Origin of the sequence: Cryobacterium breve (assembly GCF_004402375.1) — a bacterium.
Classification (GTDB): Bacteria; Actinomycetota; Actinomycetes; order Actinomycetales; family Microbacteriaceae; genus Cryobacterium; species Cryobacterium breve.
The window spans coordinates 76,374-99,852 of the sequence record NZ_SOGJ01000034.1 but is presented as its reverse complement, the minus strand read 5'-3'; the positions used below and the strand labels follow the sequence as shown (position 1 = coordinate 99,852).

21 protein-coding genes are annotated in these 23,479 nt (G+C 64.5%); 7 read left to right on the top strand and 14 right to left on the bottom strand.

What is annotated here, in order from left to right; translation table 11 throughout:
• Nucleotides 1-76 precede the first annotated feature (76 nt).
• On the top strand, nt 77-1,105 hold the full coding sequence (locus E3O65_RS14990) for a diacylglycerol/lipid kinase family protein (protein WP_134364527.1): 1,029 nt from the start codon (nt 77-79) through the stop codon (nt 1,103-1,105).
• Between the two features lie 217 nt (nt 1,106-1,322).
• Here the strand turns inward: E3O65_RS14990 and E3O65_RS14985 are convergent, their stop codons facing one another.
• The 5 genes from E3O65_RS14985 to E3O65_RS14965 form a co-directional block, all read right to left on the bottom strand.
• Entirely contained in the window at nt 1,323-2,219 is an 897-nt protein-coding gene (locus tag E3O65_RS14985; protein WP_241985754.1) for an aggregation-promoting factor C-terminal-like domain-containing protein, read from the bottom strand.
• 299 nt (nt 2,220-2,518) lie between these two features.
• The gene (locus tag E3O65_RS14980) at nt 2,519-4,039 is read right to left on the bottom strand and encodes an MDR family MFS transporter (protein ID WP_134364526.1); all 1,521 of its coding nucleotides are present in this window, start codon (nt 4,037-4,039) and stop codon (nt 2,519-2,521) included.
• A gap of 193 nt (nt 4,040-4,232) precedes the next feature.
• The gene (locus tag E3O65_RS14975) at nt 4,233-4,541 is read right to left on the bottom strand and encodes a hypothetical protein (RefSeq protein ID WP_134364525.1); all 309 of its coding nucleotides are present in this window, start codon (nt 4,539-4,541) and stop codon (nt 4,233-4,235) included.
• A 288-nt stretch (nt 4,542-4,829) separates the two neighbouring features.
• Nucleotides 4,830-5,087: a hypothetical protein gene (locus tag E3O65_RS14970; protein WP_166785781.1), complete on the bottom strand. Its 258-nt coding sequence runs from the start codon at nt 5,085-5,087 to the stop codon at nt 4,830-4,832.
• Between the two features lie 295 nt (nt 5,088-5,382).
• Complete coding sequence (locus E3O65_RS14965) at nt 5,383-5,793, bottom strand: DUF2256 and DUF3253 domain-containing protein (RefSeq protein WP_134364523.1); 411 nt, start codon at nt 5,791-5,793, stop codon at nt 5,383-5,385.
• Nucleotides 5,794-5,978: 185 nt separating this feature from the next.
• Between E3O65_RS14965 and E3O65_RS14960 the strand changes: the two genes are divergently transcribed.
• Both E3O65_RS14960 and E3O65_RS14955 read left to right on the top strand, forming a co-directional pair.
• Nucleotides 5,979-6,854 carry an alpha/beta fold hydrolase gene (locus tag E3O65_RS14960; protein WP_166785780.1) on the top strand — a complete coding sequence of 292 codons (876 nt, stop codon included), beginning with the start codon at nt 5,979-5,981 and terminating at the stop codon, nt 6,852-6,854.
• Nucleotides 6,851-7,570, top strand: a complete 720-nt coding sequence (locus E3O65_RS14955; protein ID WP_134364521.1) for an esterase/lipase family protein — start codon at nt 6,851-6,853, stop codon at nt 7,568-7,570. The genes E3O65_RS14960 and E3O65_RS14955 overlap by 4 nt, the downstream gene beginning before the upstream one ends.
• Before the next feature lie 169 nt (nt 7,571-7,739).
• On the opposite strand, the gene E3O65_RS14950 is transcribed toward E3O65_RS14955, so the two are convergent.
• From E3O65_RS14950 to E3O65_RS14935, 4 genes are all read right to left on the bottom strand, one after another.
• Nucleotides 7,740-9,056, bottom strand: coding sequence for an MFS transporter (locus E3O65_RS14950; RefSeq protein WP_166785779.1), 1,317 nt, complete (start codon nt 9,054-9,056; stop codon nt 7,740-7,742).
• A complete protein-coding gene (locus E3O65_RS14945; RefSeq protein WP_134364519.1) occupies nt 9,049-10,506 on the bottom strand; it encodes an FGGY-family carbohydrate kinase in 1,458 nt (485 codons plus the stop codon). The genes E3O65_RS14950 and E3O65_RS14945 overlap by 8 nt, the downstream gene beginning before the upstream one ends.
• A gap of 28 nt (nt 10,507-10,534) precedes the next feature.
• Nucleotides 10,535-11,323, bottom strand: a complete 789-nt coding sequence (locus E3O65_RS14940) for an SDR family oxidoreductase (RefSeq protein ID WP_134364518.1) — start codon at nt 11,321-11,323, stop codon at nt 10,535-10,537.
• A 90-nt stretch (nt 11,324-11,413) separates the two neighbouring features.
• Nucleotides 11,414-12,859 (bottom strand): FAD-binding oxidoreductase, encoded by a 1,446-nt coding sequence (locus tag E3O65_RS14935; protein WP_134364517.1) that lies wholly within the window; start codon nt 12,857-12,859, stop codon nt 11,414-11,416.
• 318 nt (nt 12,860-13,177) lie between these two features.
• Between E3O65_RS14935 and E3O65_RS14930 the strand changes: the two genes are divergently transcribed.
• Entirely contained in the window at nt 13,178-13,783 is a 606-nt protein-coding gene (locus tag E3O65_RS14930; RefSeq protein ID WP_134364516.1) for a glycerol-3-phosphate responsive antiterminator, read from the top strand.
• Between the two features lie 29 nt (nt 13,784-13,812).
• Here E3O65_RS14930 and E3O65_RS14925 read toward each other — a convergent pair whose 3' ends face one another.
• Complete coding sequence (locus E3O65_RS14925; RefSeq protein WP_134364515.1) at nt 13,813-14,844, bottom strand: NADPH:quinone reductase; 1,032 nt, start codon at nt 14,842-14,844, stop codon at nt 13,813-13,815.
• Between the two features lie 133 nt (nt 14,845-14,977).
• Here E3O65_RS14925 and E3O65_RS14920 point away from each other — a divergent pair, with 133 nt between their 5' ends.
• Nucleotides 14,978-15,892 (top strand): YDG/SRA domain-containing protein, encoded by a 915-nt coding sequence (locus E3O65_RS14920; RefSeq protein WP_166785778.1) that lies wholly within the window; start codon nt 14,978-14,980, stop codon nt 15,890-15,892.
• 271 nt (nt 15,893-16,163) lie between these two features.
• On the opposite strand, the gene E3O65_RS14915 is transcribed toward E3O65_RS14920, so the two are convergent.
• The 3 genes from E3O65_RS14915 to E3O65_RS14905 all read right to left on the bottom strand — a co-directional run bounded on the left by E3O65_RS14915 (nt 16,164) and on the right by E3O65_RS14905 (nt 19,920).
• Nucleotides 16,164-16,667, bottom strand: coding sequence for a cupin domain-containing protein (locus E3O65_RS14915; protein WP_134364513.1), 504 nt, complete (start codon nt 16,665-16,667; stop codon nt 16,164-16,166).
• Between the two features lie 126 nt (nt 16,668-16,793).
• Nucleotides 16,794-19,529: a UvrD-helicase domain-containing protein gene (locus E3O65_RS14910; RefSeq protein WP_134364512.1), complete on the bottom strand. Its 2,736-nt coding sequence runs from the start codon at nt 19,527-19,529 to the stop codon at nt 16,794-16,796.
• A gap of 40 nt (nt 19,530-19,569) precedes the next feature.
• Nucleotides 19,570-19,920: a hypothetical protein gene (locus E3O65_RS14905; RefSeq protein WP_134364511.1), complete on the bottom strand. Its 351-nt coding sequence runs from the start codon at nt 19,918-19,920 to the stop codon at nt 19,570-19,572.
• 145 nt (nt 19,921-20,065) lie between these two features.
• Between E3O65_RS14905 and E3O65_RS14900 the strand changes: the two genes are divergently transcribed.
• Nucleotides 20,066-20,911 carry a uracil-DNA glycosylase gene (locus E3O65_RS14900; RefSeq protein ID WP_134364510.1) on the top strand — a complete coding sequence of 282 codons (846 nt, stop codon included), beginning with the start codon at nt 20,066-20,068 and terminating at the stop codon, nt 20,909-20,911.
• Nucleotides 20,912-20,955: 44 nt separating this feature from the next.
• On the opposite strand, the gene E3O65_RS14895 is transcribed toward E3O65_RS14900, so the two are convergent.
• Nucleotides 20,956-21,774, bottom strand: a complete 819-nt coding sequence (locus tag E3O65_RS14895; RefSeq protein WP_198411688.1) for a nuclease-related domain-containing protein — start codon at nt 21,772-21,774, stop codon at nt 20,956-20,958.
• Between the two features lie 158 nt (nt 21,775-21,932).
• Between E3O65_RS14895 and E3O65_RS14890 the strand changes: the two genes are divergently transcribed.
• Nucleotides 21,933-22,907, top strand: a complete 975-nt coding sequence (locus E3O65_RS14890) for an NYN domain-containing protein (protein ID WP_134364508.1) — start codon at nt 21,933-21,935, stop codon at nt 22,905-22,907.
• The last annotated feature ends 572 nt before the right edge of the window (nt 22,908-23,479 follow it).

Here is a 23,479-nt window from a genome sequence, read left to right as displayed (position 1 = left end):
ATAGGCGCCGGTGTGCGTCTATTCAAAGAGACCGATCAGTGAGTCCGATCTGCCCGCTTCCACCCGAACGGAACCCATGACCAGCAGCGACCTGCACGACGACGCCCTGCACGACCACGCGCTGCCTGGTGAAGCCGCGGCCGCCCACCGGCTCGCCGCGGTCGTCTACAACCCGGTCAAGGTGAACCTCGACGAGCTCAAGACCACCGTTGCTGCCGAGCAGGCCGAGGCCGGCTGGCCGGAGACGCTGTGGTTCGAAACGTCAGCGGAGGACCCCGGGCAGGGCCCCGCGCGGGAGGCGATCGAGGCCGGGGCATCCGTTATCATCGTGGCGGGCGGCGACGGCACCGTGCGGGCCGTGGCTGAGGCGGTGCACGGCACCGACTGCGCTCTGGCGCTGCTGCCGTCGGGAACCGGCAATCTGCTCGCCCGCAACCTGCAGCTGCCCCTCGACGACGCCGCCCACTCCATCCACACTGCCTTCACCGGCCGGGACAAAACCATCGACGTGTGCCTGATCGACATCGAACGCGCGGACCGGTCGATCGACCGCCACACCTACCTCGTCATGGCCGGGCTCGGCCTCGATGCCAAGATGCTCGCGAACACCGACGACGCTCTGAAGGCGAAGGCGGGCTGGCTCGCCTACGTGAAGGCCCTGATCGCGGTTGGCAAGGACGACTCCGAGCTGCGCTTCCGGTACCGCCTGAACAACCAGCCCGAACAGTCGCTGCGCGCACACACCATCATGGTCGGCAACTGCGGGTCGCTGCCGGCCAGCATCGAACTCATTCCGGACGCGGCGCTCGACGACGGTAAATTCGACGTTGTAGTTCTGAAGCCGGAGGGCATCGGCGGCTGGCTGCAGATCCTGTCGAAGGTGCTCTGGGAGAACGGCGTGCTCAGCCGCACGGCGCTCGGGCGCAAACTGCGCTCCGGAGATGTCGACGCGCTCAATTACGCCACCGGGACGAAGCTCATCCTGCGCCTCAGCGGCCCGGAAGAGATCGAACTCGACGGTGACGGGTTCGGCACCGCCGTCGCGCTCAAGACCTGGGTGGATGCGGCCAGCCTCACCGTGCGCGTGCCGAGCGACGTCGCATAGGTCGCGGCGCTGCATCCGTCGCACCGACCTATCGCTCGAACGCGGGTGCTGCGCCGCTTCGCGCGTGGCATGCCACGAGCGAACCGGCGCAGGACCGGCACCGGCGCGGGCACGACCAGCGCGGGCACGACGGGTGACGGATGCGTGACCGCACCTTCCGTGAGCAGCCCTCCCGGCAGAGTTGTCGCCCGACCAGGCGAGGTCCCCACTCAGGGCATCAGTACCAGTTGTTGGCCTGCGAGTGCGACCAGGCGGCGCAGGGGGTGCCGTACGACGACGCCTTGATGTAGCCCAGGCCCCAGGCGATCTGAGTGGTGGCGTTGGTGGCCCAATCGCTGCCGGCCGTGGCCATCTTGTTGCCGGGCAACGCCTGCGGGATGCCGGTGGCACCGCCGTTGGAGTTGACCGCGTCGAACTTCCACTCGGATTCCTTCTGCCACAGCTGGTTCAGGCAGGAGAACTGGTCCGAGCCCCAACCGTACTGGGATGAGGCCATGGCCTGAGCCGTGGCGCGGGCACCAGCGGGGGTGTTGCCGGCGGCCAGGGTCTGGGCGCGGGCGGCTTCCGCGGCCGCGGCCTGTGCTGCGGCCGCAGCGACCGCCTCGGCGGCCGCCCGGTCCGCTTCGGCAGTGGCGGCGCTCACCGCGGCGGTCTCTGCCTTGGTCTGAGCCGTCAGAGACGTGATCTCGTCGAGAGGCAGAACCTCATAGCTGGCGAGCGAACTGGCTACCGCGGCCAGGCTGGAGGCGTCCACTTTGTTCTGGCTGGCGGCGATGACCTGGTTGGCTTCGTTCAGGGTGGTGGAGGCCGTGTTATCGACGTGAGCCTTGGCAACTGCGCTGTAGGCGCTGAGCTGCTCGCGGTGCAGGCCGGTGCTGTCGGCAAGCTCGGACGTGGCCGAGACGCGGGCCTGCGTGGCCGCTGCGGCCTGCCCCGCGAAACCGGCGCCGACCGCGAGGCCGGAGATGGCGAGCACGCTGCCTGCGATGATCGCGATGCGGCGCGGGCCTTTGACCGTGGTCGTGCCGTGCTTGCTGTTGCTGCTCGGGGTGCTGTTGTTTCGCTTATTCTGGGCTGCGAACCGGACGCTGAGTTCTTCGGGTGTTTCAGGCATGTTGAGCGATTGACTTCCGTGTTACGCAAGCCCGCGCGCGTGAGCGGGCCGGGCTCACTGAGCATCGGGTCTGCGCTCTCGGAGGGCGGCGCAGACGAAGCAACAATCCTTCCTGAAGTTTCTGAACAACCCCTCACTTTAAGCTGCGAAAGTCATGGGCAGAAGAGGATCGACGCAGGTTTCGACGGGCTTTCTGTGCCCGGTCGGGGGCTCCCTGTTCTTCCTGCGCGCGTGCTGCGCCGCTGCGCCGGTGGCGTGCCACGCGCGGAACGGCGCAGCACGCGCGGCAGCTGACGGGGTCAGTCGTGCGCGCCAGCTGTCGGAGCCGCCGGGCGGCGGATGAAGAACGCCGCGGGGATCGCGAACAACGAGATCATGGCGCCGCACAGGAACGCGGCCTGGATTCCCGCGGCGGTGGCGGCGACATCCGTTGCCCCGGAGGCAAGGCGCGACGCCGAAACGGATGCCATCACGGTCACGAACAGTGCCGTGCCGACCGCTCCGGCGAGCTGTTGCACAGTGCCCACGACCGCGCTGCCGTGCGAGTAGAGCGACGGGCGCACGGCGGCGAGGCTCGCAGTGAACAGCGGAGTGAAGAGCAGGGCGAGCCCGAAGCTGAGGATGACGTGGGCGGCGAGCACAAGCCAGGGCGAGCTGTTCGCACCCAGCATCGTCATCGCCCAGAACACGGCGCTGACGATGCTGGAGCCCACGATCAGCAGCAGGGTGGGGCCGGAGCGGTCGTAGAGGCGTCCGACGAACGGCGCGAGCAGGCCCATCACGAGGCCGCCGGGCAGCAGCATCAGGCCGGCGTAGAGCGCGCTGAGGCCGAGCACGGTCTGCGTGTAGATCGGCAGCAGGATGATGGTGCCGAACAGGGCCATCATGCTGATCGCCATCATCACGATGGAGAAGGTGAACGTGCGCGAACGGAAGGTGCGCAGGTCGAGGAGCGCGGCATCCGTGCGCTGGAGAACGAGCTGACGCAGGATGAACAGGGTGAGTCCGAGGGCGCCGACCACGAGCGGCAGCCCGCCGGCGACCGACGCGATGCCGCCGGGCGTCGTGCCCAGGTTGCTGAGGCCGTAGACGAGCCCGCCGAAGCCGAGCGCCGAAAGCACGACCGAGACCACGTCGATGGGCGTCTTGCGCGGCGTCGTCACGTTCTTCATCAGGATGCCGCCCACGACCAGCGCGGTGAGGGCGATCGGCAGAACGAGGATGAACATCCAGCGCCAGTCGAGCACGCTGAGGATGGCGCCCGAGATTGTCGGGCCGATTGCCGGGGCGACCGAGATGACGATGGAGATGTTGCCCATCATGCGGCCGAGGTGCGCCGGCGGCACGAGGGTCATCACCGTGGTCAGCAGCAGCGGGAACATGATCGCCGTGCCGGTGGCCTGCACGACCCGGGCGGCCAGCAGAACCTCGAAGCCGGGTGCGACGGCCGCGATCAAGGTGCCCGTGCTGAACAGCGTCATGGCCGCGATGAAGACCGGCCGGGTGTTGAAGCGCTGCAGCAGGAACCCCGTGATCGGGATGACCACCGCCATCGTGAGCATGAACGCGCTGGTCAGCCACTGCGCGGCGCTGGCGGTGATGGAGAGGTCGCTCATCAGGCGCGGCAGGGCCACACCCATGATGGTCTCGTTCAGGATCACGACGAAGGTCGAGACCAGCAGCAGCGTGATGACCAGACGGTTACGACTGGACAGGGCCGCGTCGGCAACGGATGCGTCGACCGGGTGCGCGGCGGCATCCGTGCCCGGGATGATGTCTGCGGTGGTGGGGACGTTTGTGGCGGTGGCGGTTTCAGTCATGCGAAGGTCCCGTCGAGGTGTGCGGTCAAGTAATTGTGCGGCTGGCGTCGCGCGCGCTGGCTGTGCAAGGGAGCAACGGGTTCGGCACCGAATGCATTCCAAGAGTACGAAAGTGGTGCGGGCGCTGCCACGACCGCGCATCGTGCCCACGGCGACCGCACAGGCCGCCGTGGGCACCCATCGTCACGTTGGCTCATCGGAACGGGACGGTCAACCGGTAACCGAGCAGGTCCACGCGCCGGCGTTCCACAGCCCGCTCGCGCTCCTCTCGGACACGGAGCGCGGCGTCCCAGTCCGCTGCCTCTACAGCTACTTGGGTGGCAGGACGGACCGCGCCGGGGCGTCGCCCCCATTTGATCAGGGCGACGCCCACGTGCAGGGCGAGGCGATCGATCGGGCCGACGCGCCGCGGCCGCGGCTGCGAGCGCTCCGGCGCCTGTTCGGGCCGCGGTTGCGGCGGATGGTCGTGGCGACCGGTCGTGGTCGACAGGGTTGTATTCATGGTGATTGAGCCTCACTGTGACGGTGCAGGCACGACGGATGCAATCGCATCCGTCGTGCGCACCGGCGGGGCCGCCTGAGGCGGCACAGGAACGACATCGTCAACTGCGCGATGTCAGGGAAGCGATCGCCGGAGCGATCAGACCGAAAGCGCGGAGTGCGCGGGTTTCGGCAGGGGCGTCGAGGGCGTCACCGCCCGACGGGCGGCGGAATCTCTCGGCCGATCAGTCGGTAGTGACGCCGAAGAGGCCGGCGGTCATGCAGGTCAATCCTGCAAAGTCTGAACGAATCATGTGCGGCTCCTCTCGTGGCATTGCGTGGCGTGGCGTAGGCCAACCGTATCGGGCGAACAGCCGGCCACGCAAGCATTCCGGCAAATGGGCATCGTGCCGGTCGCTTTCAGCACTGCGCGCCCTTCCGAAGCCGGATGCTTGGCGGCGGCCCGGTCGCGGATGATGCTTTCGCCCCGGTCGCTCATCACGTCGACGTGCACGCCGAGGCGCTCCGCGAGCGCGGGTGCCGCGCCGTTGCGCTGGTGGCGTGCCACGCGCCAAGCGGCGCAGCACCCGCGCGCGGCCAGACCGCTCTCGCGCACCCAACCTGCGAGCGGCCGCAACTCCGGCCGTGGCATATTCGCACTGCCATGTCGGCGGTCACGGCAGAGTGTGCATGGCAGATGCGAGACAGCGTCCCCGAATGACGTGGAGGCGTCGCGCGGCATCGCGCGGCGCCGGCAAGCCTGACGTCCCCGAGATAGTCCTCGAGGAGCAGGCCTGGGTGAGAGGGTTATGCATTCCGGTCATCGACGTTCGCTCCTTCCTGGTCGATGGCAGTTCAGGCTCCTAACGCACCCGTCGCAACCGAATCGGACCCTTCGCGGTCGACGGATCGACCACGGCCCCGCCCTGCGTGATCTGCAGTTCACCGCGGGCGACCATGCGGCGTGCGGCTCGTCGGGACGGCTCCATGAGCTCGCGCCACTCCTCGCCGCCGACCGCTTTCGCCGCCTCGGACGGGCAGATCGTGGCATCGTTCGCCCGCGCAGTGAGCAATGCCCCGATGGCCTCTTCCAGCCGGACATCGGTCGCGTTGACACCATGTGCACGGCACGCGGTCGAGCAGTACTTCACCGAGTCCCAGTTGCTCGCCCACTTCGCGCGCCATTCGATGCGCCGCCCACACGAGGCGCACGTCTTCTCCGCCCGGTCGCGGGCGAGGTCGGAAGCGGCGGGCTTGCGTTGACGATGGGCCATGCCTTCTATCCTGCGCGATGAAGCGAGCGTGAGGAATCCGGCGGGCATCCGTCTTATCACTGACGGATATCCCCTCCCGCCCGAAATAGCCCAGCCCACCCCCCAGCCCGGCCCCCTCCGCTCGCCGAGACCGCCCGTATCCGCGAACGCTAGTATTTCTGCACATGAACCCGAAGGAAACCCCCGTGACGAGCAGTACCCGCGCGAGCGCCGACCGACGGCGCCCGGCCGGCGTGCCCGCCCGTCGCCGCAACATCGAGGTGGACGGGCATGAGTTCACCGTGCACTCCCTGGCCAGCACCGCCCATGCGCGCGACGCGGCGTCGGAGGCCGAGCCGCCCACCTACCTGCTGGTGCACGGCATCGGCGCCTCGCACCGCTACTTCCGCCGGATGCAGCAGAGCCTGGCGGCCACCGGTCACACCCATTCGCTCGACCTCCCCGGTTTCGGCGGCACCCGCAAGCCCGAGCGGCCGCTTGCGGTCGAAGAATATGGCACCCTGCTCGGCCGAGTTCTCGACCAGCTCGAGGTGCCGCGGGTGGTTGTGGTCGGCCATTCGATGGGTGCCCAGTTCGTCACCGAGTTGGCCCGGCAACGACCGGATGCCGTCTCCCACCTGGTTCTGATCGGTCCCGTCACCGATCCGCGTCGGGCCACTGCCGTGCAGCAGGCGATGGGCCTGACCCGGGATGTGGTCAAGGAGTCACCGTCCGGCAACCTGATCGTGTTCCAGGACTACCTCGAGTGCGGCCCGCGCTGGTTCTCCACCGAACTCGCGGCCATGCTCGACTACCGCACCGACCTGGCCCTCCACGAAGTGCGCTCCCCCACCCTCGTGATCCGCGGCGACGACGATCCCGTTTCGGGCAGCTCCTGGTGTGCGGCGCTGGCCGCCGCCGCGCCGGATGGGCGTCTCCTGGAGGTCGCGGGGCACCGCCACCTGGTTCACCACAGCGCCGCTGCGCATACATCCGCCGTCATCGATGCGCACGTTCAACGACATCCGTCGGTCAAGCAGCCGCCGACCGCGCAGCGGCCAATCGAGTATCCGGCCCCATGAGTCTGCGTCTGCTGAACCCCCGTCTACTGCGCCGCCACCTGCGCGAAGCCCGATGGTGGCTGCTCGATTACGTCTACGCGTCAATCGGGCAGACCCGCGCCTTCCTTTCCCGTGCCCGACCGGCGGACTTCCGCTCCGGCGTCAAAGCTCCGATCGTCATCATCCCCGGGGTGTACGAGTCCTGGCAGTTCATGCGGCCACTGATCCAGATTCTGCACAACCACGGGCATCCGGTGCACGTGGTGGCGAAGCTCGGTCGCAACCGGCGTTCGCTGGCGGATGCTGCTGCAACAGTGTCCGACTACCTCGAGCGGGAGAACCTGACCGACGTCATCATCGTCGCGCACAGCAAGGGCGGCCTGATCGGCAAACTGCTGATGACGACGGATGACCCGGGCCGCCGGGTGAGCGCGATGGCCGCGATCAGTGCTCCCTTCGGCGGCTCCCGCTATGCGCGCTACTGGGTCGTTCCGAGCATCCGTGCCTTCGCCCCCGCCAATGTGGCACTGCACGACCTTGGCCTTGACCACCGGGTCAACGACCGCATCACCTCGATCTACGGTGTGTTCGACCCGCATATCCCCGAGGGCAGTGAACTCGTCGGTGCCCGCAACATCCAGCTACGCGTGGGCGGGCACTTCCGCATCATCGGTGACCCGGGAACCGTGCGGGCCGTGCTCGACGCAGTGACGGATGCAGCGATGCCGGCGGTCTGACACCTGGTCGCAGGTCTACCCCGAACCAGACCCCGCCGCCAGGCCCTCTTCCGCACAACGCCAGAGGGCGACCCCGCGATCGGGGCCGCCCTCTGGCGAATCATGAGGTGGTGAAGCTAGACGGTCGGGAGGCTGACTCCGAGCCCGCTGCCCACTCCCCGAACCGAGCTCAGGATCCCACGAGAGTGGCGGAGACGGCGCTCTGCTCAGCCTCGGCGACCTTGCGTTTCTTGACCAGGACGGCGAAGTATCCCGCAGCCACTGCGCCCACTAGACCAATGCCAGCCGTGATGAGGAAGTACAGGTTATTGGCACCGGCGACGTCGTCACCGTAGGCGGTGTATATCGCGGCGCTGATCTGAGGAAGGACGATGTCGGGAAGGTACCCGACCAGCGAGATCAGTCCAATCGCGATCCCTGTCGCGGCAACTGGGACGCGGCAGTCTTCCAGTAGCGACCAGTAGACACCCCGGATGACGTAGACGAACAGCCCGACCAGAACGACCAGAGCGTAGACCAGTCCAATGGCGAAACCACCCGGCATGAGCGCCAGAGCGATGAGCCCGATCGCCGAAACCAACATGGCGGCCGACAAGACGCGAGATTTGCCGAGTTTGTCGGCGAGGTACCCTCCGCCGAAGCCTCCGATGGGGCGCATCCACATCACGACGACTGTCACGACGCCGGCTGCAACGGGTGTCACAGCGTGGTTGGTGGTGAGGTATCCCGAGAAGTAGTAGTAGGCCCAGAAGAGGGTGTAACCGCAGAACAGGGCGAGCATCAGCACCCAGACTTCGCGGATCTTGAGGATTCGGCGAACTGCGGCGAATGTCGATTCGGCGGGTTCGCCGTGGGTCACCTCATCTTTCGCCGTCTCGTCGCTGGAGAGCACGAAGAAGAGCACAAGAGCGAGCACGATGAGCACAGCACAGTACATGTACACGACCGCTTGGAATCCAGCTTTTGTGTCGGCCAGGTTCGACCCGCCGTCACCGACGAAGGCGGCGAAGATGGCAACCGCGACGGTGGCGAGTGCCGCCTCAACCACTCCGCGACCCCCATCCAGAGCGCCGAAGAATCTACCTTCTTCGTTCTTTTCGGCGAGCAGGTTGACGGCCTTGAGGAGTGCGCTCCAGAACGTGAACACCGAGGCAAAGCCCCAGACCAGGAAGATGTAGACCAACATCGACTTGTCCGGGATTCGGGCGTAGAACAAGCCCGCGACCGCTGTGAGCACCAACGAAAAGGTGATCATGTATTTCGTCGGGAACTTGTCGGCCAGCCATCCGCTGGGGAGGTAGCCGACGACGAAGATGATGCCGAGCATCGAGTACAGATTCGCCAACTCAGCGTTGGACATGTCGAAGACCTGCAGAATGGTCGCTTCAAAGTTTTGACGCAGGTACACCAACGGGTAGATGGAACCTCCCGCCAGAATCAGCAGGACGAGTTGAAAGATCTTCTTGGACTGGCCGGATTTATACATGTGCGATTGCCCCTTTGCGATCGTGAAGGATACGGTGCGTGCGTTGGAGAATGACGTCGGTCTGCGTCGTGATTTCGACGGAAACCGCGCGGAGCTGGGTGTAGAGATCGACGTTGTCGGCATTGGGCTCAAAGCGATCCTCGCGATGGACCATTTGACCTGAGGCGTCATCGAAGGTGGGGTACACGCCGCAGGCCACGGCGACGCAGATGGCGGCGCCGAGGCCGGCTGCGTTGCGCACCTCATTGCGCACCACAGGGAGGCCGAAGACATCGGCAAAGATCTGCATGCACAAATCGCTGTAGGAACCTCCGCCGGAGATGACGAGCGTTTCGATGCTGATCGCTCGCTCTTCTTCCATCTCCACCATGTTTTGCTTCATGGTGAAGGCGATGCCTTCGAGGATGGCGCGATACATGTGGGCATAGCCGTGGCGTTCATCAAAACCGATGAACATCCCCTTCTTATACGGCTGTGTGGGAGGTGCGAGCCAATCGAGGACGCACAGGAGGCCGTCACTCCCCGCAGGAACGCCGGACGCCACTGCGTTGAGGTGTTCATCTCCGGTCACCCCGGCGGCCGCTGCGGCCTCGGTGATTTCCCGTCCGAGCAGGTTACGCAGCCACGAAACAGTCCACATGCCACGGCGGATACCCCCGCATTCGTAGAGGTACCGATGCGGTTCGGACGCAAAATTGGAGAAGTAGGACTTTGGTTCGGCAACGTATTCGTTGCCAACGATCATCCCCGTTATGTACGTGCCGAGTGACACCAGTCCTGTCGTTTCGTCGCGGAGGCCGGCCCCCAGCGCCTCAGCGGCCTTGTCGTTTGCGGTGTGTACGACCGGGAGACCCTGCGGGATACCGGTGCGGGTCGCGAACTCTTCGTTCACGTAACCGCCGACTTCGCCAGGCATCTGCAGCCGATACAACATGCTTCGGCTGAGGTTGTAGGAGTCGAAGGTTTTCTGGTCGGTGAACCAGTCCCAGGTCTCGACATCCATTGGCCAGGGGCCGATATAGTTGGCGATGGTATCGGTGAGCTGGCCCGTGAGCCGCCCCATCAGGTAGCCCGACGTCGTCGTCACGTGGACGACGTCATCGTTGGTCGGTTCGTAGGGTTTGGAGAGGCGTTCGTCCATCCAGCTCTGCACTGGCTCGACGAGAGTGCCGTCTGCGCGGGTCAGGGCGCGACAGCACCGGATGGTGCACAGGCCCACACCGATGATGTCTGCCGGATCGCCCTGGAATGCCTTCATTGCGCGCGACGCGGCGGCAACAATAGAGTCGTAGAGGTCGTCGTTCGGATGCTCTACAACCCCCGGTTCGGGTGTGTAGAGGGGCTCCAAGGCCTGGCTGGCCTCGCACACAACTCGTCCTTCGGTGTCGAATATGACCACCTTCGAACTTTGCGAGCCGCCGTCGATCCCAAGAATGTACTTCTTCGTCATTGTGAGATTCATCGTCATGTGCCGGCGCTTAGCGCACCAGGTATCCCCCGTCGACGCTGAGGATGTGCCCGTTCACGTAGTCGGAAGCGCGGCTTGCGAGGAACACTGTTGCCCCCATGAGGTCCTGGGTCTGGCCCCAACGGTTGGCCGGGATGTGGTCGAGGACGCGCTGGTTGGTGTCAGCGTTGGCGCGGGTTTCCGACGTGAGCTCGGTGGCGTAATAGCCGGGAGCGATGCCGTTCACTTGGATTCCGAACTGAGCCAGTTCGTCGCAGTATGCCTTGGTGAAGCCTGCGATGCCGTGCTTGGTTGCGGCGTACGCGGGTGACCACTGGCCACCGAGGAAGGTGAACACCGAGCAAATGTTGATGATCTTGCCGCTGCCCTGCGGGATCATATACTTTGCGCATTCGTGCGACATCTCGAAGGCCGCGGTGAGGTTGAGAGCAACCATCGGGTCCCACTGCTTGCGCGTGTACTTGGTGACGTCGGGTTCGTTGAGGCTGCGGCCGGCGCAGTTCACGAGGACATCGACGCTGCCGAATTCCGCAATGCAGGCCTCGACAATCAGTTTGGGGTTTCCCTCGGCCGTGATATCCGACATGAGGTATGCGTACTTAGCGCCGGCTGCCTCGACCAGTGCGCCGGTTTCCCCGTCGTCGGGCATGATGCTGACGGCGAACACATTCGCGCCTGCTTTGGCCAAGGCGAGGCTGAAGGCCTGCCCGAGTCCGGTGTTTCCGCCGGTGACGATGGCGTTCTTGCCCTTGATTGAGAAGAAGTCCATCTGGAAGTCAGAAATGTTGACGTCAGTCATGCGTATTCTCGATTTCTATGTTTGGCGCGCGGGTGCGCCAGGAGCCACACCTCTGTGTGCGCTCTGGCGCACCCGCGCCGGAAGGGGAAGTTACTTCTTGAGCGGGAAGATGGTGCCGCGGTTCATGATCCCGTTCGGGTCGAATGCGGCTTTGAGCGTTTCGAGCATGTAGAGCGAAGAGCCGTATTCCTCGGCCAGAAAGTGCGTGCGGTGCTTTCCAACGCCGTGGTGGTGGCACATCGAACCGCCCAGTTTCAGGGTTTCCTCGACGATGATGTTCTGGATCGGGTCGTGGTATGTGGCACGTTCTTCCGTCGGATCAACGTCGATCTTGTAGTAGTAGACGAAGTACATGTTGGTTCCGTTGAGATAGCTGTGGCTGGAGTGCCCGCCGAGCAGGCTGAATTCCGCCGAGATTTCATTCCGGATGCGGTCGAGGGCATTGGTGTAGATGTCGTGAATGACACTCCAATTGCCCGAGATCTCCGTGGTGAAGCCGTTGATCAAGGTGTCCCGAATCTCAATTCGTTCTTCTTCAATCTTCGAGACGTCCCAGTTGAGGTTGTCGAACCAGTCCTCAATGAGTTTGTCGTCGACTCGATCCGCCGAGCCGAAGGTGGAGACGATCTCTTCGATGGCGGCTCCCGTTGCGTCAGCGATGGGCTTGGGCCCTTCGGCGACAAAGATGAGTACGCAGCGTCCGTCCGAGAAGTGCTTGAAGTGGTACAGCCCATCTTCTTTGTCGTAGAGCCGGGCGACGGACGGACGGTAGCCCTGGGTGATGACCTCCCGGAGAATTTCCAGGCCGGTCTTCATGTCGTTGAGCAGGTAGCCGTAGAACTTATTGTTCTCCGGGTAGTAGCGGAAAATCTTGACGGTGACTTCGGTGATGTAGTTGAGTGCACCTTCGTTGCCGAGCACGAGGTGACGGATGTCGGGGCCGGCTGCGCGACGGGGGACGTTCTTGATGCGGCAGATTTCGCCGTTTGGGAAGACCGTTTCGACTCCGACGAGCATGTCTTCGATTCCACCGTAAAGAGTGGAGAACTGGCCGATGGAGCGGGTAGCGACCAGTCCGCCATATTGGGCCAAGGGCTTGGACTGCGGCGAGTGACCGGTGGTGAAGCCGATCTTGCGGAGCTCGTTCTCGAGGTCCTCGAGGCAGACTCCGCACTGCACGGTCGCCAGCATGTTGTCGGTATCGATGTTGAGGATCTGATTCATGCCCGAACCGTCAACAACGATGGAATTCTCGACAACGGTCTCGAGGCCGCCCTCGGTCGCGGATCCGCCCGTCTTCGGCACAACGTTGATGCCGTTATCGTTCGCGAATTTCAGTACCTGGGCCACCTCCTGCGGGGTGCCGGGCTTCACCACGGCCGCAGGCAGTGGCAGGGCGTAGATGCCGAAGATGTTCTCGACTTTGTAGTACCGATCCGCGCTGTTGTCCTTGAGCGTTTGCTCGTCGGTTAGCACTCGCTCGCTGCCGAGCAGGTCAACGTAGGCACTGACAATTTCTTCACGGGTGAGGCGCATTATTCGACTGATTCCGTTCGTTCTTGGTGTTCCTGTTGTGGGATGTTGAGCAACTCGTCCACCTCATCGTGGGTTAAAGACAAAAAAAACAGCGATCCCCTCAAATGAAAGGGTCGCTGTTCTCTAGGTTTTAGCAACAGTTCCGGAGCAAGCCCGGAACATGTATGAAGTTTTAGGTTGTGCGGAAGCCTAACACGACCTTTCCCTGCTGTGGGACTCCAGCAAATTATCGGGCGTAGGGTAGTCAGAGTTGCGGGTCTGCGACGATCGTCGATTTCAAGCCGCCCCAGGTCGGGTTCTTCAGCGAAGGAATGATGCGTGTCAGGATCGCCGAGTAGAGCATTCCCCGTCGTCGACGAATCGTCTGCAATCCGCGACGTGCTGTCGCTTCACCCGGTAATCGCAAGCATCAAGGATGAGGATGGATTGCGGGCGGTTCTCCATGCCCCCTGCCCTGTTGTCTTCGTTCTCTTCGGGTCGATAATGACGATTCACAACATTGTGGCGGCCTTGAAAAAGTCTGGGAAGACAGTCTTCGTGGATGTGGATCTGCTGGACGGTTTTTCCAGCAAGCCCATCGCGGTCGACTTCCTGAAAGCTCACACAAAGGTTGACGGAGTCCTCAGCTCAAAATCCATCATGGTGAAAGCTGCAAAGACAGCTGGCCTGATGGCCGTTCACCGACTATTCCTGGTCGATTCCTTCAGCTACAACAATGTGTCCAAGCAGGTGAAAATTTCGGAACCGGACGCCATCATGATCCTCCCCGGGTGCATGCCCCGGGTGATCTCCTGGGTCTGTAACGACACCGACCTCCCCTTGATTGCTGGGGGTTTGGTCTGTGACAAGGAAGATGTGATGGCCGCCTTAAACGCGGGCGCGAGTGCAATCGCCTCATCGAATCGCGGCGTGTGGCTGATGTAGCACGCGACAGACGAGACCAGTCCTGACGATCACCCCGCCGACACGTCGACCAGCACCTTCCCAACAACCCCGCTCTCGACCAGGGCATGGGCATCCGCCGTGTGCGCGAGGTCGGTGCGGTGCAGCGGCAGCCCCGCCTCCTCCCCCACGCTCAGCGCGCCGTCGACGAGGGCCGCGTTGATGTCCTCGGCCGCCGCTCGAATCACGTCGGCACCCACCGTGTAGAGCAGCACGAACTGGTAGCGCACGTTGAGACTGAAGTGCTGGCGCACGTCGAGCGTCACCTGGTCACCGCCGTTGTTGGCATAGACCGCGATCGACCCCCGATTGCGGATGACAGCCAGGTCGAGCCCCGCATTCTGGGCCGGTGCGACCTCCACGATCAGATCCACCCCCTCCGGTGCGATCGCCCGAATCTGTTCGACGACATCCGGGTCGGTGTAGGTGAGCACGTGCTGCGCGCCGGCCGCCGTGGCGAGCGCCGCTTTCGCCGGGCCGCTCACAGTCGTGACGACGGATGCCCCCGCCCACCGGGCCAGCTGGATCGCCGCGTGCCCCACCGCACCTGCTCCGCCGGCCACGAGCACCACCTTGCCGGCCAGGGCGCCCGGGCGCAGCCGCCGCGGTCCGTCTTCGGCCACCGTCAACGCGCGGTACGCCGTGATCGCCGGCACCCCGAGGCTCGCGCCCTGGTCGAAGCTCGCGTTCGCCGGCAACACGAAGACACGCTCCGCGGGAAGCACCGCGTACTCCTGGGCCGAGCCGCTGTTCGCGCGCTGGTACGCGGCGAGCGCCAGCCACACCCGGTCGCCCACGCTGACGTGCTGCACGCCGGCGCCGACCGCCTCGACGATGCCGGCGCCGTCCTGCCCCGGCACGACGTCGTCGAACGCCAGCGCCTGCCCCGGTGCCGAGCCGCGGCGCGACTTCCAGTCGGTGGGGTTCACGCCGCTGACCACGATCCGCACCCGCACCTCGCCGGCTCCGGGTTCGGTCACCGGCCGATCGACGAGCTGGAGCACGGACGGGTCACCGGTCTGGCTGTACACAATGGACTTCATGTCAGGGGTAACGCGGGTGGGGGCGGAATGGTTCCCGCCTGCCGCAAGCTGCCTGTCGAGGCCATACAAAATGGCTCCAGCCTGCACAAATTCTTTTTCATGCAACGGTAGAGTCAGCGAAGGGGGCGTCACCATGACTAGATTTTTTGGAACACCGGCAGGGGTCAAAGCCGGCCAATTCTTCATTGACCGCCGCGAGCTTCACGAGGCATTCGTCCACCGCCCAACTCAAGCCGGCATCAGCGGCACCAAGTTGGAGGGCTCCGACTCGATCGTCATTTCCGGCGGCTATGTCGGCGACGAGGACAATGGCGACTACATTATCTACTCCGGTCATGGTGGCAAGGATCCCAACAGCACCCGCCAAATCGCGGATCAGTCGCGGGACGCTCCGGGCAATGCAGGCCTAATCACGAGCCATGCCGAGGCTCTGCCCGTTCGTGTCGTTCGAGGTAAACACAAAGGTTCTCCTTTTGCCCCACCCGCGGGTTACGTATATTCGGGGCTCTATTTGGTCACCCAGTGGTGGATGGAGATGAGACCCGATGGCTTCCAAATCATTCGCTTCCGACTCGAGCGAATCGATGAACAAGTCCCACTTGAGCCGCAATCGCTGAATCTACCCGACCCGGAATTTGCCACGACTATCGTGTCCCGCCGGATTCGAGACTCGCAGCTGGCGCGTGAGGTGAAGAAGCTCTACGACTATGAGTGTCAGGTCTGCGAACAGGCAATCCCGACCTCGAACAACGCGTTCTACGCCGAAGGCGCTCATGTCAGACCGTTGGGACGACCCCATCTTGGCCATGATGCTCTGAGCAACATTCTGTGTCTCTGCCCAAATCACCACTCTCAGTTTGATCTGGGAGGACTCGTTTTGACAGACCAGATGGAGGCCATTGAGACACGAACGATGACCCCGTTTGCCAGCCTCTCGTTCCGCAAAAATCACGTCGTCGCAGCTTCGAATGCTGGCTATCATCGAGCCCTCTGGCTGGGGGCACGTGGCATGTCGAGCGACCTGCGTTTGCTGCAGCCGACAGCCTAGTACCCCGGTTGGCCTCACCGACGTCACGTCATGCGGCGCGATACCCCGCATTCGGGCGCGGGCGATGCGGTTGTCGGCGAGCACTCCGTTTAGAGCTTGGCAGAAAGGCCTGAGCTTGTTCGGTGAGTCCGGTTTGCGAGCCCACGGCCGGGCGTCCACACTCGGCGTCATGTTAAGCCGGGTCCAACGCACCCATCTTCGACGCCCCGAACCGGACCAACCTGGGCTGGGCGAGAATCGTGCGCCTGCGCTGTGCGTGGTTGCCAGCGCCTCAGAACACGAGCTTGTGCAGCTGTACCAGGAGCATGGTGGCCTCAAAGTCCACATCGCAGCCATACCCAGCCGCCAGCGCCGGGAGCGTCGCCGGGTCGTACTCGCCACCCGGTTCGGCCAGCTGGCGGAAGAGCTGCTCGATTCCACCCGGCACGATCAGTTCGAGCACCCGCAGTGGCTCTTCGCCGGCATTCCAAAATGTGTGCCACCGACCCCTCGGTTTGAAGACCAGGTCACCCGGCAAGGCAACGACGACGTCGCCGTCCTCGAAGACGCCGAGCCGCCCGGCAAGCACGAGACTGTACTCGTCTTCCCTGCTGTGCCGGTGGATCGGTGCCGCGAGGGTGCGCGGTGCCAGCAGGTGTTCCACGACCGCGATAGCTCCACCCGAGTCAGCACTGTCAATGAGGTACCGGTCCAGGGCGCTGGGGTCTCCGGTCGACTCGATGTCGCGCGCGGTCTTGACGCGGATGCCGGCTACCCCGGCTGGGTTCGCGGGCATGATTCCTCCTCCTGGTGCGGGGACAGCGGGGTTGACGCGTACAGTGCGAACGCTAGGCCGCCGTCAGCCGATTGGATACCGGGGGGCGCCCCTATTGAGGTCGTTTACGACCCGTCACGGTCGCGCTCAGGTCAGCGCGAGCGTGCTCGTGCACCGCGGGTACCGCCGGCAGCCCAGGAATGGCCCGCGTCTGCCGGCGCGCTCGACCATGAACGCCCGGCCACACCGAGGGCAGACCGTTGAATCAAGAACCTCGCCGATTGCGTTGGTACGCACGATCCCGTGATCCCGAATCAGTTCCATCAGGAACGATGATTCCCGGTTCTTGACGGTGAACAGCAACACGCCCCGCCGGGCGCGGGTCATGGCCACATAGAACAGCCGCCGCTCCTCGGCCCGCTTGAAGTCTTCGGCGGCGGGCATCGCCATGCGCAGCACCGGGTTGTTCGGGATGGTGCTCGGAAAGCCCCACTTGCCCGAGACCATGCCCGGGATCACAATGTAGTCCGCCTCGGCGCCTTTGGAAGCGTGGATGGTCATGAACTTCACGTCCAGAAGGTCATTGAGGTCGCGGCTGTCCGGCAGGTAGTCGACCTGGTGGCGGTAACGTCCCAGCACGAACACGGTGACCTTGACACCCACAGGCTGAGGGATTCGACCCCGGGCGATCTGGGTGTGCAGCGCCTTGAGCCGGTGGTGGATGGCCGCCTTCACGGCTTTGTCGGTGTCGACCGAGACGGCACCGATCGTCGGCGGGAATTCCGGGGTCGATGACACGACGCGTTTGATCAGTTGGCTGGGATTCTGCAGCACGAACCGGCTGGAGACATCCGCTATCGATTGCGGAAACCGGAACGTGCGCTCCAGCCGCAGTGCCACGCTCGGCCCGAACAGATGCTCGAAATCGGTCATCACCGACAGGTCGGCGCCGGCGAACCGGTTGATGCTCTGCCAGTCGTCACCGACGGCGAACAGGTGGCGGCCGGGCCTGGCCACGAGGGCGGCGGCGAGCCGGGCCCGGGCGTGGCTGGCGTCCTGGAACTCGTCGACCATGACCAATTCGTAGGGGCTCTCCCAGTCGCCGGCCTCCAGGTGCTCCGTCGACAGGTTGAGCATGTCCTCGAAGTCGATGCAGCCCTCCGCGGCCAGCTGCTTGTCCCACTCGCGCCGAATCGGGGCGAACAGACGCAGGAACGCGGCGTCGCGGAAGCGCACCTCGCCTTCGGTGAGCTCGTCGAGGCGTTCGCGGAGCTGGTCGTCGCTGAGGCGATTGCTCTTGGCGTGGGTGAGGAAGGAGCGGAACGTCTGCAGCAGACGCCCATAATCCGTGGGCGTTTGTCCGGCCAGCAGCCGGTCAGGATTAGCCTGCAAACGGATGCCCCGCGCGGTCAGCTCCTTCTCAAGATGGCTGAGGCCCTCTCCGCTCCACAGCTGTGCCTTCGTCGTCTCCAGAAGCGTCGTGCCGTGGTGGCGATGGGTCTCACGCTTCCACTTCATGCCCTCCAGGTAGCCGACGAATTCCTCCGGAGCCTGCCCGTTCTCGTCGACCGCCCAATGCTCGTGGTACGCGTCGATCTGCGGGTAGTAGAAGTCCGGGTGGTATTGCCGGTGCTCGGAGTCCGCCAGGTCGACCTCGTAGGAGCGCTCGTAGACGTACTCAACACTGTTGAAGTAGAGCCAGTCGGCAATCATCCGTTCGCCGGTGCTTCTGACCTGCTCGCCCTGGGCCGTGCGGAAGGCAGTCGGCTTGTCCGTTTCGCCGGACTCTGCGTCGGGGTCGGGATAGTCGCGCGCGAGCACCGCCCGGAAGAAATCCCAGTGCAGACGGAACGGCGGATTGGTCGCGCGGAGAACGTCGACGATCCGGCCCAGCTGGGCGATGTCTCCCCCACCCTCGAGCCAGGGCGCCAGCGACGGCTTGCGGCCGGTGGCCTTCCCGATGATCTCGAGACCGAACGCGTGGAACGTCTTCGCGACGACCTTGTCGGCGTCCAGCCCCAGGGGTGCCAGGCGTTCCCGAGTGCGCGCGCCCAGCTCCTTCGCCGCGGCATTGTTGAACGCCAGCATCAGGATCTTGTCGGCCGGGATCAGGTTGCGGTGCAGCGCGTAACCGGCCTTGGCGACCATCGTCGAGGTCTTGCCTGATCCGGCTGAGGCGACAACGAGCATCCGGTTGTCGAAGCAGACGACTGCACGCGCCTGCTCGGGCGTGAGCGGCGACTTCTCGACCGTGTCGAAGAAGTCGTGGCAGGCGTCGAGCTCGGCGGCGAGGTGCCGCTCGTTCTGGGCGGCGATGAACGCGGGCAGGTCCTCACGCCAGATTCTGACCGTCTCCCGGGACACCGCGGAGAGTGCCTTGATGTGCGGCTGGAGATCAGGGTCGTCGAGCAGCTGGCCGAACCCGACGGCGGCTTTGCGCGCAGCCCAGTAGGCGGAGAACTCGGTGGTGAGCCAGCCCGTCGTCTTGAGGTGCACGGCAACTGCGGTGGCGAGCGCTTCGGTGAAGAGCCGCACCTGGTTGGCTGCCTGATCGAATTCCTCGACCAGTTGCCGCAGCCTGAGCGCGTGCGCGGCCTCGGCCTGTGCGGCGGCGAAGGCGCTCGCGAAGGATGCCGCACGCCGGTTCGGGATGCCGCGGAACCGAAAGCGCCGATCCGGATGCTCCAGCTCGAGGTGCGCCCAGACACGGCCCGGGGTCACGGTCAGGCCGCCGAATGAGCCAATGTCGCGGGCGACGGGCTCACCGTCGACGGTGATCGTGAGGTCGGGGCCGGTGAGGGTCAGTCGCCAGTCTCGGGACTTCGTGAAGCGCTTGCCGAGGGCCGATGGGCGCCAGGTCTGCGTTGGGGCGGGGACGGTCACGGGCGGGACATCTGGGTTTCACGAACCACCACGCCGCGGCTCAACGCGCCCTCGACGGCAATTTCACCATTCGAACCCCGAACCCGATCAGTGCGAACACGATCGAGAATGTGAGTAGGTACTGGGTCGCCACGGCCATGCTTGCCAGCGTGCCCGAGGTAACTGTTGGATTTCCGGTTCCGAAGTGCCACAAGGCGTATCCACCACCGGCCAGCATCGCACTGAAGGCGAAGGTGAGCACGAACAGCTTCGGGCCGTTGCCCCGCAGCAGCTCCACGATGCCATCCAGAATGAATGAGGCCATGAAGGGCAGGCCAACCGTGCCAATAAAAATCCCTGAATAGGCCACAACCAGCGCACCGATGCCGAAAAGCAAATCTTCTGAACTCACGCTTCAGTCCCCCACCTGCTAATTTCACTTCAGTTTTAAGCGTAAGCGTGCTCACTTCGCAAAAGAGTCCTGTAATCGGCTCTTTTGTCCCCAGTGCGGGTATCGCTGCGGTGAGCGTGCCCGCGATCGCACTTAGGCTGCAGACATGACTCGACGGATGGCCGACCCAGCATTTCGCGACGACCAGATGCGTCGAATCCGCGAGCCGCAGGTTTGCGCGATCAACAAACTCTGCGATCAACTCATGGAGGAACTGCCCGGCTTCTCCGTGCCCTATATCGCGCCCCACTACGGTGCTGCCAGCGCCGTCATTCTCTCCTTGTCCTCGAACCCCGGACCGCGGGCTGGCGGAGCGAAGGGCTCGGGCCTGCTCTCGCGAGAGAACAACGATGGTTCGGCTGCCCGGATGGGCGACATCTACGAGACCGTCGGCCTGACCGACGCCCAGATCGTGCCGTGGAACGCGTACCCGTGGCACGTTCACGAAACACACCCAAACGGCTTGCCGAATAATCTCATTGACGACGGGCTCGATGCGCTCAAGCGCCTTCTCGACCTGCACCCCAACATCCAGTCGATCGTTGCCCACGGCGGCGATGCTCACCGGAGCGTTCGACAGTTCATGTCGAAAAAGCGATTCGGCGACTACGCGGATGCCCGGGGGCTGAAAGCCTGGAACACGCGGCACACCAGCAACCGAGCTTTCATTTTGCGTGAGCCGGAAAAGTCCATCGCGCTTGAGGGTGTATGCGAGGCCTATCGCGACGCGATGCGGCACGCCGGGCTGACTCCCCTGGCATCGTTGAACGGCGACGACCTCGTACTGTTGACCGGGCCTGAGCTTCGAGCTGCCGCTCGGGCCGAGCTGCTGCCCCTGCTACCGGGCGCGGTCGACGCCGAAACTCGGACCAGCGAATATGTCCACGCGCTGCCATCGCAACGGAGCCAGCGCTTGCTTGTCGAGCTTCTGCTTCGAGACCTGGCCTCGTAGGGAGCTGCCGGCTGCAAAGGACGACTACCGGCCAGGCTGCTTGATCATTGCGGCCCGCCCGTCAGAACGGTGCCGAGCACGGCCGGCAGCAGCAGCCACGCGCCGAAGGCTGCCGCACAGAGTGCGAGCGTGCCGCTGAAGCTCCACACTCTCCGCCGCGATCGCGCCGCGAGAACCTCGGCATCGAGCGCGTCGAAGCGAGCCAGCACGTTCTCGGTGGGGGGGACCAGCGGGGCCGGCCACGTCGCCGGGTCGTCGATGATCGCGGCGAGCTCCGCCAGATCACCGGCGTTCAAGACCACGGGACGCTTTACAATCCAGCGACTCAGGGCAGCGGCGGTCGTGACTTTCACCTGTTCCGGCGTCACCTTGACGGTCAGCGACTTGGGGTTGACCAGCGCGAGCACGGGTTGCGCGGCAGGGAGCAGCGGCATCCGTTCTCGCAGCAGTTTCGTAACCCGCCCTGCTTCGTATTCGGCGTTGCGGATGTAGGGCTGCTTCTGGCCGGACACCATCAGGCCACGCCCGGCCACCCAGACGGTCTTGCCCGCGTGGTGCTTCGTGTTGATTGTGAAGATGCCGCCCGGGCCGATGACGATGTGATCGATGTCCGAGCCCTTCTTGCCGATCGGCAGGGCGTGGAAAGACGTCCACTCCGGAGGCAGAGTCGCCAGGATCTGGCCGACCACGATCTCGCCTTTGGCACCCAGATACCAGCTGACACTGTCGGCGCGCAGCGGAGAGTCGCCGCAGAACCGCGCGAACGTGCTGCGCGGTGGCGTATCGGCGTGCTGCCGCAGCAACTCCTCGATGACCGCCTGGGCCGCGAACTGCTGCCGCATTGTTTGCGCGTGAATAGTCATGGTTCCCCCGTTCCCCCTCGTCGAATCTAGCGGCTGCGGTGGCGGGGGCAGCAGCCCCAGAACGGGCTCGCAATGCCCTCCACCCATCTCTGAGAGACTGACTGGCGGGGGGACTGGCGCGATGCTCGTCACCGGCATCGACCCAGGAGGAGCACCGGATGGCTGAGCAGTCCCGCGAACGAGTCGGCGTCTACCTGGACTTCGACAACATCGTCATCTCGCGCTACAACCAGTTGCACGGCAAGAACCAGTTCGCCAAAGACAAGGCGCGCAATCACGTGTCGTCGAATCCCAGGGCCGACGCTGAAGTGACCGCGCGCATCCACCAGGCCATGATCGATGTGGGCGCCGTGCTGGACTACGCGTCATCGTTCGGGTCAGTCGTGGTCAGTCGCGCCTACGCCGACTGGTCGGCGGCGGTCAACGCGAGGTACCAGCGCCAGCTCACCGACCGCGCTGTCGACCTGACGCAACTGTTCCCGACCGTCTCGTCGCTGAAGAACGGCGCGGATATCCGGTTGGCCATCGACGTCGTCGAGGACGTGTTGCGGCTCACCGACCTCACCCACGTCGTCATCGTCGCCGGAGATTCCGACTACGTCCCGCTCGCCCAGCGCTGCAGGAGGCTGGGCCGCTACGTCATCGGAATCGGCGTTTTTGGCTCGACGAGCAGTACGCTCGCGGCCGCCTGGGACGAGTTCGCCGACTACGACTCCCTGCCCGGTGTCACGAGTGCGGCGACGCTCGTTGCGATTTCAGCGCCGGCCGCGGCTCCGGCCCCGCCTGCCACAGAGGTTTCAACCAAGAAGTCGGATGCCGCCGCATCCGTTTCTACGCTTCCCCTCGTTCCCGCCCCGGCAGCCACAGTTACCGCCGAAGCCGCGGTCACTCCCAGTGCAGGGAAGGCGGCGACGCCGCTGCTCCTGCGAGCCATGGAGTTGCTGGCGCAGAACGACCAGGAGTGGCAACACGCATCGGCGCTGAAGCTACAGATGAAACGGATGGATCCGGCCTTTCAGGAGCGCGCGCTCGGCTTTACCCAGTTCTCCGATTTCCTGAAATCCCGGTCGTCGGTGATCGAGATCGAGCAGAAGAGTCCAACCAGCCCAGTCCTTCTTCGCCTGCGAGGCTGAGCCGGAGCCTGGAGCCTGGAGGGAGATGACCGAGCCCTCATTGGCGCGACATCAGCGTGTACTGCAGCCTGTCCGCCTCCCGCCTCCCGCCTCCCGCCGAGCGTTCCGGAGGAGCTTCACCATTCGAACCAGGAAACCGACCAGCGCCCCGTCGCGAGCAGTACGTTATCTGAACCCACGCTTCAGCCCCCCAGCTGTCTAACTTCACTGCAAAGTTCGAGCCTAGGCGGGCTCGAGAGTCAAAAAAGCGCCTTAGCCAGCTTTTTTGTCCCCAGTGGGGGTGGGGCGGGGGCGCACATGGTCGCCCTGGGCATCCGTCGACTTTTTTGGCCACGGTCGACGGATGCTTCGCCGACCTCGACTCCCAGGCGAGTGCGCCGTTCGCGGGCTCGTGCGTGCAATATTCCCCCTCGGCGGCACGTGACTCCTCAGCGACGCGAGCTATTCATCTGAACGCCACGCGCCGTGTTCGGGGGCGCAGTTATTAGCCCTAGTCTGGGGTTAGACAGATTCGATTCGTTGGATTCCAGCTCAGTGGGGCGCACTTTCTCGTGCGTGATGCCCGTCTTTCC

Excerpts from the sequence above, each read along its gene's own strand:
- E3O65_RS14955 (WP_134364521.1), top strand. The coding sequence starts at position 6,851 with ATGAGTCTGCGTCTGCTGAACCCCCGTCTACTGCGCCGCCACCTGCGC.
- E3O65_RS14940 (WP_134364518.1), bottom strand. The coding sequence starts at position 11,323 with ATGACTGACGTCAACATTTCTGACTTCCAGATGGACTTCTTCTCAATC.
- E3O65_RS14925 (WP_134364515.1), bottom strand. The coding sequence starts at position 14,844 with ATGAAGTCCATTGTGTACAGCCAGACCGGTGACCCGTCCGTGCTCCAG.
- E3O65_RS14915 (WP_134364513.1), bottom strand. The coding sequence starts at position 16,667 with ATGCCCGCGAACCCAGCCGGGGTAGCCGGCATCCGCGTCAAGACCGCG.
- E3O65_RS14935 (WP_134364517.1), bottom strand. The coding sequence starts at position 12,859 with ATGCGCCTCACCCGTGAAGAAATTGTCAGTGCCTACGTTGACCTGCTC.
- E3O65_RS14920 (WP_166785778.1), top strand. The coding sequence starts at position 14,978 with ATGACTAGATTTTTTGGAACACCGGCAGGGGTCAAAGCCGGCCAATTC.
- E3O65_RS14965 (WP_134364523.1), bottom strand. The coding sequence starts at position 5,793 with ATGGCCCATCGTCAACGCAAGCCCGCCGCTTCCGACCTCGCCCGCGAC.
- E3O65_RS14985 (WP_241985754.1), bottom strand. The coding sequence starts at position 2,219 with ATGCCTGAAACACCCGAAGAACTCAGCGTCCGGTTCGCAGCCCAGAAT.
- E3O65_RS14890 (WP_134364508.1), top strand. The coding sequence starts at position 21,933 with ATGGCTGAGCAGTCCCGCGAACGAGTCGGCGTCTACCTGGACTTCGAC.
- E3O65_RS14895 (WP_198411688.1), bottom strand. The coding sequence starts at position 21,774 with ATGACTATTCACGCGCAAACAATGCGGCAGCAGTTCGCGGCCCAGGCG.
- E3O65_RS14990 (WP_134364527.1), top strand. The coding sequence starts at position 77 with ATGACCAGCAGCGACCTGCACGACGACGCCCTGCACGACCACGCGCTG.
- E3O65_RS14975 (WP_134364525.1), bottom strand. The coding sequence starts at position 4,541 with ATGAATACAACCCTGTCGACCACGACCGGTCGCCACGACCATCCGCCG.
- E3O65_RS14950 (WP_166785779.1), bottom strand. The coding sequence starts at position 9,056 with ATGTATAAATCCGGCCAGTCCAAGAAGATCTTTCAACTCGTCCTGCTG.
- E3O65_RS14945 (WP_134364519.1), bottom strand. The coding sequence starts at position 10,506 with ATGACGAAGAAGTACATTCTTGGGATCGACGGCGGCTCGCAAAGTTCG.
- E3O65_RS14900 (WP_134364510.1), top strand. The coding sequence starts at position 20,066 with ATGACTCGACGGATGGCCGACCCAGCATTTCGCGACGACCAGATGCGT.
- E3O65_RS14980 (WP_134364526.1), bottom strand. The coding sequence starts at position 4,039 with ATGACTGAAACCGCCACCGCCACAAACGTCCCCACCACCGCAGACATC.